Raw genomic sequence first — 12,829 nt, forward strand, 5'->3', positions numbered from 1 at the left:
TGTCGCTGCCGCGCGCCAAAACCCAGTGAAGGAATCATGTTCTCGAAGAAACTCTCCAAGTCCGTTGCTTCGGCTGCCGTCGTTCTCGCGGCCGTGACCGCGGCGCTCGGTCCGGTTCCGGCTTCGGCAGCCTCCGCACCGCTGAGCGGCCAACGGGTCGCCGTGCACTTCGACCTGGCCAAGGGCCAGACACCCGAAAACGTCGCCTTGGGCCCGTGCGGAGACGTGTATGCCACCTTCGCCAAGGGGCGCCAGATCGCCGAGATCTCGCCCCGCGGTGCCGTACGGATCCTGGCGACGCTGCCCGAGCCCGCCGACGGCGGTGTCCACACCCCGGCTCTGGGCTTCCCGCTGACCGCGGGCATCGTCCGGGCTCACGACGGAACCCTGTACTTCCTCTACGCCACCGGCACGCCCGACCTCACCGGCGTGTGGCGGCTGCGCCCCGGTGGGCAACCGCGGCGGATCGCCGCGCTGCCGTCCGGCGGTCTGCCCAACGGCATGGCGCTGGACCCGCACGGCCGGATGCTCTACGTGGCTGATTCCGTACTGGGCACCGTGTGGAGCGTGCCGACCACCGGCGGCGCCCCCGTCGCCTGGTCCACCGCGCCCGAGCTGGCTCCCGCCGGCTTCCTCGGCGCCAACGGCCTGAAGATCCACAACGGGGCGGTCTGGGTCACCAACCTCGACCGGGGCACCGTCCTGCGCATCCCCGTCCGCGCCGATGGGCGTGCCGGTGTCGTCCAGACGAGGGCCACCGGTCTGGCGGGCATCGACGATTTCGCTTTCACCGGCAAGGGTGACCGGCTACTGGCCGCTCTCGATGTCGCGAACCAGGTCGCGCTCGTCCAGCCCGACGGCAGCCACTCCATCGTGCTGACGGCGGAGGACGGTCTGCAGAATCCCACCTCCGTCGCCCTGCGCGGCGACACGGTCTACGTGCTGAGCGCCGCCTGGTACGGGCAGGACCCCAACCTGGTCCTCGCTCACCTGAACCACTAGCACCCCCGGAAAACCGAGCCACCACACGGAGAACACCATGCGGAAAACGCGCGAGATCACCTTGGGCGACGTCACCGTCACCCGGATCGAGGAGATGCACGGGCCGATCATGCCCGCGGACCAGTTCTTCCCGGACATGCCCGCGCAGACGTGGCAGGACCACCGCGAGGTGCTCGTGCCCGACCACTTGGGCGCCGACGACACCATGGTCCACATCGCGATGCAGACCTGGCTGCTGCGCAGCGGCGGCAGGACGATCCTCGTCGACACCGGCGTCGGCAACGACAAGGCCCGACCGGCCGTCGCCGCGTGGGACCACCTGCGGCTGGACTACCTCGGCAACCTCGCCCGCGCGGGCGTGCGGCCCGAGGACGTCGACCTGGTCGTCAACACCCACCTGCACGTCGACCACGTCGGCTGGAACACCCGGTCGGTCGACGGCGACTGGGTGCCCACGTTCCCGAACGCCACCTACCTGATGCCCAAGGCCGACTTCGAGTTCTGGAACCCGGCGAACAACCCGGACATCACCGGCGGTGTCAACGAAAACGTGTTCGAGGACAGCGTCGCCCCCGTGTACGCCGCGGGCCAGGTCCAGCTGTGGGAGGGAAGCCACACCATCGACGCGCACCTGAGTCTGGAAGCGGCCCCCGGTCACACACCCGGCTCCAGCGTCGTCAAGCTGGCGTCCGGCGGCGACCGGGCCGTGTTCGCCGGTGACCTGATGCACACTCCGCTCCAGGTGGCACATCCGGAGCACAACAGCTGTTTCTGCACTGACCCGGCGCAGGCCCGCGCGACCCGTCGCAAGGTCCTCGGCTGGGCCGCCGACGTCAACGCCGTCGTCCTGCCTGCTCATTTCAGCGGTCACGGCGCTCTGGAAGTCGAGAACCGTGGCAGTGGCTTCGCGATCAAGAACTGGGCACCGTTCGCCCGGTACTGACCCCAGGTTCCTCCCGCTGCCGCTCCCGTCGCGCACGGAGCGGCAGCGGGCCCGTTTCACCGCACATCGGACGCTACTTGAGTTCGGCGCTCGTCTTGCCCAGGATCCGGCGCGCCACGATCAGCTGCTGGATCTGTTGCGTGCCTTCGAAGATGTCCAGGATCTTCGCGTCCCGGCTCCACTTCTCCAGCAGCGATTCCTCGGTGTAACCCAACGTTCCGGCGAGCTCGACGCATTTCAGCGTGATCTCGACGACCGACCGGCCTGCCTTCGCCTTGGCCATCGAGGCCTGCAACGAGTTCGGCTTGCGGTTGTCGGCCATCCACGCCGACTCCATCGTCAGCAGGTACGCCGATTCGTAGTCCGCCTCCAGCTGAAGGAACGCCGCGGCCGCGGCGTGCTGGCTGTGGACGGGCTTGTCGTAGTCGATGACCACGCCCGCGTCGGTGAGGATCTTCCGGGTCTCCTCCAGCGCCGCGCGGGCGACGCCGATGGCCATGGCGGCGACCAGCGGACGGGTGTTGTCGAAGGTCTGCATGACCCCGGCGAAACCCTTGGCGGTGTCGATCTCCGGCGTGCCGAGGAGATTCCCCTTGGGCACGCGGACGTTCTCGAAACGCAGCACGGCGGTGTCGGAGGCGCGGATGCCGAGTTTGTGCTCGACGCGCACCACCTCGAAGCCCGGCGTGCCCTTCTCGACGACGAACGACTTGATCGCCGCGCGGCCCTTCGTCTTGTCCAGAGTGGCCCAGACGACGACGGCGTCGGCGCGCTCGCCGGCGGTCACGAAGATCTTCTCACCGTTGATCACGTACTCGTCGCCGTCGAGGCGCGCGGTGGCGGTGATCGCGGCCGAGTCCGAGCCGCAGTCCGGTTCGGTGATCGCCATCGCGGCCCACAGCCCGGAGAACTTCTTGAGCTGTTCGTCGGTGGCGACGGAGCCGATGGCGGCGTTGCCGAGCCCCTGACGCGGCATCGACAGCAGCAGACCGACGTCACCCCAGCACATCTCGATCGTGCCGAGCACGATGTTGAGGTTGGAACCGTTGCGGTTGCCCGGTTTCTCGTTCTTCTCGGACCGGCGGACGCCCGCCGCGCCCGCGCCGCCCTCGCCGGAGGAGTTCAGCCCGTCCAGCAGCGCGGCGAACATGTCGAGTTCGGCCGGATAGGTGTGCTCGGCACGGTCGTACTTGCGCGAGATCGGCCGGAACACCTCGGCCGCGGCCTGGTACGCCTGGTTGATCAGGGTGCCGGCCTTCTTCGGAACCTCAAGGTTGATCATGATTGCCTTTCGAAAGTCCTAGAGGAGGACGGCGCCTTCCATCACGCCGATCGCACGGAGATCGCGGTACCAGCGTTCGACCGGGTGTTCCTTGACGAAGCCGTGCCCCCCGAGCAGCTGCACCCCGGCGCTGCCGATCTGCATTCCCTTGTCGACGGCCAGCTTCCGGGCCAGCGCGACTTCGCGGGCGTACGGCTTGCCCTGTTCGGCGCGGGAAGCGGCGCGGAGCGTGACCAGCCGCAGTCCTTCCAGCTCGATGGCGATGTCTGCCACCGAGAACGCGACGGCCTGCCGGTGGCTCACCGGTTCACCGAACGCCTTGCGCTCGTTGACGTAGGGCACCACGTAGTCGAGGACGGCCTTCGCGGTTCCGGCGGCCAGCGCGGCCCAGCCGAGCCGCGAGAGCCGGACGACCTCGGTGAAGACTTCGGCCTTGCCGCCGCCGAGCAGTGCTCCGGCGGGCAACGCGACCTTCTCCAGGTGCAGCTTCCCGGTCGCCGCGCCCCGCAGGCCCATCGCCGGTTCGGACTCGATGGTGACGCCCGAGTTCGACGACTCCACGAGGAACAGCGCGGGACCCCGGCCTTCCAGGTCGGCCGAGACGATGAACAGCTCGGCGTCCGCCGCCCTCGGCACCAGCGACTTCACGCCGTCGAGCTGGTAGCCCTTCGGCGTGCGGCGGGCCTTGGTTGCGGGCTTGAACGGGTCGAACAGCGCGGTGCGCTCCTGCAGCGCGAGCGCCGCGGCCGGGACGTTCTCGCCGACGAACGCGGGAAGGTAGTCCGCCTGCTGCTGCTCGTCGCCGTAGGACACCAGCGCGGTGCTGACCGCGGACGGCGCGAGCACCGCGACCGCGAGGCCGAGGTCGCCGTGCGCGAGGGCCTCGGCGACCAGCGCGTTCGTCACGACCGACCGTTCGGTGCCGACACCGCCCAGCTCCTCGGGGATGCCGACGAGCGTGATGCCGAGTTCGGCGGCACGGCTCAACAGGCCCTCGGGCGCCTGAAGCTTCGCGTCGGCGTCGGCCGCGGCGGGCCGCAGCTGCTCGGCCGCGAACTCCGTCACGGTCTCGACGATGAGCTGCTGGTCCTCACTCGGGGTGAGGTCGAACAGCCCCGTGTCCTCGGCGGGCGCGAGCCGCGCCGGCTTGCCGAGCTTCGTGGCGGATTTGAAGGTCCGTCCCGCCGCGCCCGCGACCCGGAAGCCGTTGCGCGTCCCGGCACTGACCAGGTTCTGCACGGGCTTCCGAAGTCCGGCCCGTTCAATGACCTTGCTCCCGGCCAGCCGGGTGAGCGCGGACAGGCCAAGGCCCATCGCGTCTCGTTTCCTAGGCGCACCCACGGTGAGTCTCCCTGCCTCGCTTACCTACTCGTGAGTAGGTTAACTCCCTTCGGGCGTCTGCGCTACTACGGGGGAGGCGAACGTCACGCTGGTGAGTGATTCGGGTCGTTGGAACGACCCGAATCACTCACGACTTTGCGTCGCTCGAAGGACACGAGCCCCACCACCGCCAGCGCCACGATGCCGACCAGTGCCACCGCCGGCACCAGTTCCAGCAACGGTGTCGCCGCCAGCAGCGCCACCGCCAGCACCAGCCGCCGCACATTCCAGGCGCCCAGGTTCCGGCGCCGCAGCCCGCTCAACGTGATCAGGTAGAGCGCGAGCCCGCCGGTGAGCGCCCAGATCGGTGTTCCGTGCAGGCCGTCGGAGAGGCTGTGGTGTTCGGTGTCGGCCACGTACAGCAGCGACTTCTTCAGACCGAGCGCCACGAGCACGATCCCGGCGATGAGCGGGAGGTGCAGGAACGTGTAAGTATCCGTCCCGATCCGCACCCGCTCCACGCCCTCGGCGCGTTTCAGGTTGTGTTCGGAGACGTGCGCGACGACGGCGAAGTACATCCACCACATCGCCGAAGCCAGCGTGAGCCCGAAGACCGCGGCCAGCGTGATCGGCCAGGACATCGGATACGAGCTGATCCCGATGCCGATCGCCACGATCGACTCGCCGAGCGCGATGATCACGATCAGCCCGAACCGCTCGGCGAAGTGGCCGGGCTGATGCAGCCGCCAGTCCGACGAGCGGGTCCGGAAGACGTTGACGTAGTCGGCCAGCATCGCGACGGCCCAGATGCCCAGCTGCACCCAGCCGGAGAAGAACGCGGCGACGGTCAGCAGCGCGACGCTCGGCAGCAGGCCGACGAACATCTTCAAGACGGTCTTCCGCAGCTCCGCATCGTTCCGCCCGGCGCCGAGGAAGGCGATCAGGTGCAGCAGTCGCACGACGAAGTAGCAGCCGACGAACATCAGGGGCGCGTACAGGCCGCCGGGCAGGTCGGTGAAGGCCTCCGGAATGGTCAGCGAGACCAGGAACATCGTTCCCATCGCGGCGAACATCGCCAGCTGGGCGATACCGCGGTCGACGTGCAGGGTGTTGGCCAGCCAGGCGTAGGCGCACCAGCACCACCACAGCACGGCGATCATCGCCACCCCTTGCCCGATGCCGAGCGGGGTGAGGTGATCGGCCATCAGCTGCGTGGTCTGGGTGATGGCGTAGACGAAGACCAGGTCGAAGAAGAGTTCCAGCGTGGTGACCTTGTGGTCTTCTTCCCGGGTCACCAGATGCAGGCCGCGTTTCTTGGGCACGCGCACATCGTGCCCGTCACTCCTTCGCGGCACACGCGAGTTTGCCCAAAGCTCGCTTTCAGACGCCGAGAACCGCGTGCATCAGCGTGGTCAGCTCGGCTTCGATGTTCGGGCGGCCGTTGACGCGGCGGGTGCGCGCGAGGTCGTTCGCGATGGTCAGCGCCGCGTGCACGGTGATCTTCACTTCGCGCAGGCTCAGTTCCGGGCGGACTTCCGACACCAGCGCGATCCAGCGCGCGACGTAGTCCCGCTGGACGCGGATGAGGTCCGCCTTGTCGCGTTCCGGCAGCTCCATGGGGCTGCCGGAGAAGGACACCAGCAGCTCGGGCGTGTGCAGCAAGGTGTGCACATAGGACGCCGCGAGCCTGCGCAACGCGTCGCGTTCGTCGTCGGTCCGCAACGCGCGTTCCGCGGCGAGCGCCAGCCTGTCGGCCGCGCGATGCCCGATCGCCACCATCAGCGCGGCCTTGCTGGGGAAATGCCGGTACACGCTGGGCCCGGCGATCCCGGCCGCCGCGCCGATCTCCTCCATGCTCACCGCGCGGAAGCCGCGTTGCCCGAACAGCCCGGTCGCGGCCGCGAGGATCTGCTCGCGGCGGGACGGCTCGCCGAGCGTCATCGACGGCGTCTCTTCCGGCCGGTCCTCGGGCTCGGGCAGTGTGACATGCAGCACCGACTCCGCCAGCTGCACCAGGATCTGCGCGAAGCGTTTCTTCGCCACGGACGTGTGATGTACGGAGACGCTGCCGAACACGCTCAGCCCCGCCCAGCACAGCAGCTCGGCGTCGTCGGCGGTCAGTTCCGGACGCAGCGCGAGCAGCGCCTTGGACCACGCCGCGAGCACCGCGCCCGAGCGGCGGCGGATCTCCCGCCGTTCCTCCCGGGGCAGATGCCTGCCCTCCCAGCGCCACAGCGCGGCGACCTCGCGCCGCTCCACGGCTTGCGCGGCGAGGGTGCCCAACAGGGCGTTGACCTGGTCGGGAACGGGAAGGTCGACGTCGGCGAGCGTCTCGGTGGTCGCCGTCTCCATGTCGTCGATGCCGGACAGCACGACGTAGGACAGCACCGCCTGCTTGTCCGCGAAATGCCGGTACAGCGCGGGCCCGGTGATGCCGGCCGCGGCGGCGATGTCATTGATGCCGACGCCGTGGAACCCGCGGGCGCGAAACAGCTCCGCGGCGAGGCCTGCCAGCTGGGCCTTGCGGTCGCGCGGTCGGGCTGAACGCTCGGTCGGGTGATCCATAGGTGAACTCACCATAGCGTCGGTTGCGTGCATCGCAACCCATTGACACCATGGGGTTATCGCGGTTTATGTTAATCGGCATTAGCATGACTACTGGCCGGTACGTTTCATCCTGATACAGCGCCGTACGCGGAGGAGTTTTTCTGTGAGTAGCGAGGCCTACATCTACGAGGCGATCCGTACGCCTCGCGGCAAGAACAAGGGTGGTGCCCTCCACGGCACCAAACCGGTCGATCTCGTGGTCGGCCTCATCGAAGAACTGAAGGTCCGGCACCCGAACCTCGACCCCGCGGTGATCGACGACATCGTCCTCGGTGTCGTGTCCCCGGTCGGCGAGCAGGGCGCCGTGATCGCGCGCACCGCCGCCTTGAACGCGGGCCTTCCCGAGACGGTCGCCGGCGTACAGCTGAACCGCTTCTGCGCCTCCGGCCTCGAGGCCACCAACACCGCCGCGCAGAAGGTGCGCTCCGGCTGGGACCAGCTGATCATCGCCGGCGGTGTCGAGTCGATGTCGCGGGTGCCGATGGGCTCCGACGGCGGCGCGCTGTTCATGGACCCGGCCACCGCGTACGACAACTACATCGTCCCGCAGGGCACCGGCGCCGACCTGATCGCGACGATCGAGGGCTTCTCCCGCGAGGACGTCGACGCGTGGGCCGTCCGCTCGCAGGAAAGGGCCGAAGCGGCCTGGTCCGGCGGCTACTTCGCGAAGTCCGTCGTCCCGGTGAAGGACATCAACGGCGTCACGATCCTCGACCACGACGAGCACCGTCGCCCCGGCAGCACCGTCGAGGGCCTCGGCAAGCTCAAGCCCGCCTTCGCCGGCATCGGTGAGCTGGGCGGCTTCGACGCCGTCGCGCTCCAGAAGTACCACTCGGTCGAGAAGATCAACCACGTCCACACCGGTGGCAACTCTTCCGGCATCGTCGACGGCGCCGCGGTGGTGCTGGTCGGCAACGAGCAGATCGGCAAGGACTTCGGCCTGACCCCGCGCGCCCGCATCGTGGCCACCGCGACCGTCGGCTCCGAGCCCACGATCATGCTCACCGGCCCGACCCCGGCCACCGAGAAGGTCCTCAAGATCGCCGGCCTCACCCCGGACGACATCGACCTGTGGGAGCTGAACGAGGCCTTCGCCTCGGTCGTCCTCAAGTGGATCAAGGACCTGCACCTCGACGAGGAGAAGGTCAACGTCAACGGCGGCGCCATCGCGATGGGGCACCCGCTGGGCGCCACCGGCGCGATGCTGGTCGGCACCGTCGTCGACGAGCTGGAGCGTCGTCAGGCGCGCCGCGCCCTGGTCACCCTGTGCATCGGCGGCGGCATGGGCGTCGCGACCATCATCGAGCGGGTCTGAGGAAGAGACAATGACTGAAGCGAAGACCATCCGCTGGGAGCAGGACGCCGACGGCATCGTCGTGCTCACCCTGGACGACCCGAAGCAGTCCGCCAACACGATGAACGCCGACTTCCGCGAGTCGCTCGGCGTGGTCGTGGACCGCCTGGAGGCCGAGAAGGACAGCATCACCGGTGTCGTCCTCACCTCCGCCAAGAAGACCTTCTTCGCCGGCGGCGACCTCAACGACCTGATCCAGGCCAAGCCGGAGAACGCGGCCGAGATCACCGAGAGCAGCGGCCTGATGAAGGGCCAGATGCGGCGGCTCGAGCAGCTGGGCAAGCCGGTCGTGGCCGCCATCAACGGTGCCGCGCTCGGCGGCGGTCTCGAACTCGCCCTCGCGACGCACCACCGCATCGCGGCCGACGTCAAGGGAAGCCAGATCGGTCTCCCCGAGGTCACCCTCGGCCTGCTCCCCGGCGGCGGTGGCGTGGTCCGCACCGTGCGCCTGCTCGGCATCCAGAGCGCGCTGCTGAACGTGCTGCTGCAGGGCCAGCGGCACCGTCCGGCCAAGGCGAAGGAACTCGGCCTCGTGCACGAGCTCGTCGGCACGGTCGAGGAGCTGGTCCCGGCCGCGAAGGCGTGGATCAAGGCCAACCCCGAAGGCGGCGTGCAGCCGTGGGACGTCAAGGGCTACAAGATCCCGGGTGGCACCCCGTCGAACCCGAGCTTCGCGGCGAACCTGCCCGCGTTCCCGGCGAACCTGCGCAAGCAGATCAAGGGCGCGAACATGCCCGCCCCGCGGGCGATCCTGGCCGCGGCCATCGAGGGTTCGCAGGTCGACTTCGACACCGCGATCACCGTCGAGACCCGCTACTTCGTCAGCCTCGCCACCGGCCAGGTTTCGAAGAACATGACGAAGGCGTTCTTCTTCGACCTGCAGAGCATCAACTCGGGCGGCTCGCGTCCGGACGGCTTCGAGAAGTACACCGCCAAGAAGGTCGGCGTCGTCGGCGCGGGCATGATGGGCGCCGCGATCGCGTACGTCTCGGCGAAGGCCGGCATCGACGTCGTGCTCAAGGACGTCACGCTCGAAGGCGCCGAAAAGGGCAAGGGCTACGCGGTCAAGCTGGAGGAGAAGGCTCTTTCCCGCGGCAAGACCACGCAGGAGAAGTCCGACGCGCTGCTCGCCAAGATCAAGCCGACCGACAAGGCGGAGGACTTCGCCGGCGTCGACTTCGTGATCGAGGCCGTCTTCGAGAGCGTCGAGCTGAAGCACAAGGTGTTCCAGGAGATCGAGGGCTTCGTCAACCCGGACGCCGTACTCGGCTCCAACACCTCGACCCTGCCGATCACCGCGCTCGCCGAGGGCGTGCAGCGGAGCGAGGACTTCATCGGGATCCACTTCTTCTCGCCGGTGGACAAGATGCCGCTGGTCGAGATCATCTGCGGTGAGAAGACTTCGCCCGCCACGCTGGCGAAGGTCTTCGACTACACGCTGCAGATCAAGAAGACCCCGATCGTCGTCAACGACAGCCGCGGCTTCTTCACCTCGCGCGTCATCGGCACGTTCCTCAACGAGGCCGTCGCCGCGCTGGGCGAGGGTGTCGAGCCCGCGTCGATCGAGCAGGCCGGTGCCCAGGCCGGTTACCCGGCCCCGCCGCTGCAGCTGATGGACGAGCTGACCCTGACGCTGCCGCGCAAGATCCGCAAGGAAACCCGCGAAGCGATCGAGGCCGCCGGCGGCACCTGGAACGCGCACGCGTCCGAAGGTGTCATCGACCGGATGGTGGAGGAATTCGACCGCAAGGGCCGTTCCACCGGTTCGGGCTTCTACGACTACGACGAAGCCGGCAAGCGGACCGGTCTCTGGCCGGGCCTGCGCGACGCGTTCAAGGCGGGCAGCGCCGAGGTTCCGTTCGAGGACCTCAAGGAGCGCATGCTGTTCGCCGAGGCGCTCGAGACCGTGAAGTGCTTCGACGAGGGTGTGCTCACCACCGTCGCCGACGCCAACATCGGCTCGATCTTCGGCATCGGCTTCCCGGCGTGGACCGGTGGTGTCATCCAGTACATCAACCAGTACGAGGGTGGCCTGCAGGGCTTCGTCGACCGCGCCCGTGAGCTGGCGGAGCGCTACGGCGACCACTTCACCCCGCCGGAGTCGCTGGTCGCGAAGGCCGCGAAGGGCGAGATCTACGAATAAGCGCGTGACATGAAAGGCCCCTTCATTGCAAATTTTGCAATGAAGGGGCCTTTCATGTCGTCCGGGGTCAGACGGAAGACGGCTCCAGCGCCACGTGCGGCAACCGCCGGTCCAGCCATCGCGGCAGCCACCAAGCGCGTTCCCCGAGCAGCCGCATTACCGCGGGCACCACGAGACAGCGGATCACGAACGCGTCCACCAGCACCGCCACCGCCAGCCCGAGACCGAACTGCGCCAGCATCCGGTCGGGGTTGAGCAGGAACGCCCCGAACACCAGGATCATGATCACCGCCGCCGCCGTGATCACCCCGCCGGTGGAGGCGAGCCCCTGACGGACGGCATGGCGAGCGTCGCCGGTGCGCCGCCATTCCTCGTGCATCCGGGACACCAGGAACACCTCGTAGTCCATGGAAAGCCCGAACACGATCGCGAAGATCAGCACCGGCACGAACGCCTCGATCGGTCCCGGCTGCGCCCCGAACAGGCCATCGCCGAATACCGCCGTCATCACGCCGAGCGCGGCACCGATGCTCAGCAGGTTCAGCAGGGCCGCCTTGAGCGGGATGAGGATCGAGCGGAACACGACCATCAGCAGCAGCGCCGACAAGCCGACGACCACCAGCACGAACAGGGGTAACCGGTCGCCGACGGCGTCCGCGAAGTCCACCGCCGCCGCGACACTCCCACCGACCAGGTACTTGCCCGGCAGTCCCGGCAACACCTCCGTCCGCAACCGTTCCACCAGGTCGGCGGTCGCCTCGTCCTGCGGCGAAGACGTGGGGAAGGCGAGGACCGTCGTGACGCCCTGGCCCATGGGCGGTGTCACCTCGGCGATTCCCGGCGTGGCTTCGAGTTTCCGTCGCAGCGCGACGCCATCACCGCTTTCGGTGACCACGACCAGCGGCTCACTGAACCCGGGGCCGAAGCCCTCCGACATCAGGTCGTAAGCCTGCCTGGTGGTCGCGGTCTCCGGATCCGTTCCGGCGTCGGCGAAACCGAGGCGCATGCCGAGCGCGGGCAAGGAGAGTCCGACGAGAACGAGCAGGCCGATCGCGAGTGGCACCATCGGCCGTCGTTGCACCGCGTCCCCGAGCCGGCCCCAGGCTTTGCCGTGTTCCCGTTTCCCGGCGTGCTTGCGGATGCCCTTTTCCAGACGGCGGCCGAAAAGGGAGAGCAGCGCGGGCAGCAGGGTGATCGACGCGAGCATCGTCACGAGCACGGTCAGCGCCACCGCGAGGGCGACCCCGCGCAGCGAACCGAGGCCCAGCGCGAGCAGGCCGAGCAGCGCGATGATCACCGTGCCGCCGGCGAACAGCACCGAACGGCCCGCGGTGTCGAGCGCCCGTCGCGCCGCGTGTTCCCGGTCGAGACCGTCCAGGATTTCGCTGCGGTACCGGGAAAAGATGAGCAGCGCGTAGTCCACGCCCACCCCGAACCCGACCAGCATCATCAGCGGCGCCGTGTAACTCGCGATGTCGACGAACCTGCTGACGAGCACGATCACGCCGAGTGTGCTGCCGACGGCGAAGACCGCCGCGATCACCGGGAGCCCGGCGGCGAGGATCGAGCGGAACAGGAAGACGAGGACCACCAGCGCGGCCAGCAACCCGACGCCCTCCGACGGACCGCCGCTTTCACTGGTCCGTTTGATCGGCTCGCCACCGAGTTCGACCTGGAGCCCGGCCGCCTCCGCCTTCTTCGCGGTGTCGACAACGCGCACGATGTCGTCGTACGGCAGATCATTCGACTCGAGGTCGAAAGCGATCGCCGCGTAACCGATCGTGCCCTCACGGGAGACGGCCGACGGGGTGTCGAACGGACTCGTCACCGACTTCACATGCGGCTGGCCACGGACCTCGGCGAGCATCCCGTCGATCGGTCCGCGTGCGGTCGCGAGTCCGTTCTCGCTCTTGAAGACGATTTCTGCCGTCGCACCGGTCTGCGTGGGAGCCTGTGCCTTGAACAGATCCATGATCTGCTGGGATTCGGTGCCCGGCAAGGAATGGTCGTCGTGGTAGGCGCTGCCCGCCAGCTGTGAGCCCAGCGTGACACCGATGAGGGTGAGCAGCCAGAGCGAAACGGCCAGCCACCGGTGGCGCTGAGACCAGCCCGCCAGCTTCGAGAGCGCGCCCCCAGGCGGCCGTCGCCGGGAAAGAGTGATGGTGTCCATGGCGGAAA

Annotated in this window: 9 protein-coding genes; 4 read left to right on the forward strand and 5 right to left on the reverse strand. The window is 68.4% G+C overall.

Annotation, left to right across the window (positions count from 1 at the left end; all coding sequences use genetic code 11):
• The first annotated feature begins 36 nt into the window (after positions 1-36).
• Both DL990_RS19270 and DL990_RS19275 read left to right on the forward strand, forming a co-directional pair.
• Entirely contained in the window at positions 37-1,002 is a 966-nt protein-coding gene (locus DL990_RS19270; RefSeq protein WP_125799462.1) for an SMP-30/gluconolactonase/LRE family protein, read from the forward strand.
• Positions 1,003-1,039: 37 nt separating this feature from the next.
• Positions 1,040-1,945, forward strand: a complete 906-nt coding sequence (locus DL990_RS19275; RefSeq protein ID WP_199746468.1) for an MBL fold metallo-hydrolase — start codon at positions 1,040-1,042, stop codon at positions 1,943-1,945.
• A 73-nt stretch (positions 1,946-2,018) separates the two neighbouring features.
• On the opposite strand, the gene DL990_RS19280 is transcribed toward DL990_RS19275, so the two are convergent.
• From DL990_RS19280 to DL990_RS19295, 4 genes are all read right to left on the reverse strand, one after another.
• Positions 2,019-3,227, reverse strand: a complete 1,209-nt coding sequence (locus DL990_RS19280; RefSeq protein WP_125788442.1) for an acyl-CoA dehydrogenase family protein — start codon at positions 3,225-3,227, stop codon at positions 2,019-2,021.
• 18 nt (positions 3,228-3,245) lie between these two features.
• Positions 3,246-4,541, reverse strand: coding sequence for an acyl-CoA dehydrogenase family protein (locus DL990_RS19285; protein ID WP_125788531.1), 1,296 nt, complete (start codon positions 4,539-4,541; stop codon positions 3,246-3,248).
• A 110-nt stretch (positions 4,542-4,651) separates the two neighbouring features.
• The gene (locus tag DL990_RS19290) at positions 4,652-5,875 is read right to left on the reverse strand and encodes a low temperature requirement protein A (RefSeq protein WP_125799463.1); all 1,224 of its coding nucleotides are present in this window, start codon (positions 5,873-5,875) and stop codon (positions 4,652-4,654) included.
• Positions 5,876-5,927: 52 nt separating this feature from the next.
• Positions 5,928-7,112, reverse strand: coding sequence for a TetR/AcrR family transcriptional regulator (locus tag DL990_RS19295; protein ID WP_125799464.1), 1,185 nt, complete (start codon positions 7,110-7,112; stop codon positions 5,928-5,930).
• A gap of 145 nt (positions 7,113-7,257) precedes the next feature.
• Between DL990_RS19295 and DL990_RS19300 the strand changes: the two genes are divergently transcribed.
• On the forward strand, positions 7,258-8,469 hold the full coding sequence (locus DL990_RS19300; protein ID WP_125673897.1) for an acetyl-CoA C-acetyltransferase: 1,212 nt from the start codon (positions 7,258-7,260) through the stop codon (positions 8,467-8,469).
• Positions 8,470-8,479: 10 nt separating this feature from the next.
• Positions 8,480-10,651: a 3-hydroxyacyl-CoA dehydrogenase NAD-binding domain-containing protein gene (locus DL990_RS19305; RefSeq protein ID WP_125788445.1), complete on the forward strand. Its 2,172-nt coding sequence runs from the start codon at positions 8,480-8,482 to the stop codon at positions 10,649-10,651.
• Between the two features lie 67 nt (positions 10,652-10,718).
• Here the strand turns inward: DL990_RS19305 and DL990_RS19310 are convergent, their stop codons facing one another.
• Entirely contained in the window at positions 10,719-12,821 is a 2,103-nt protein-coding gene (locus tag DL990_RS19310; protein WP_125799465.1) for an MMPL family transporter, read from the reverse strand.
• Between the last annotated feature and the right edge of the window lie 8 nt (positions 12,822-12,829).

This window comes from Amycolatopsis sp. WAC 01416, from assembly GCF_003947485.1.
Classification (GTDB): Bacteria; Actinomycetota; Actinomycetes; order Mycobacteriales; family Pseudonocardiaceae; genus Amycolatopsis.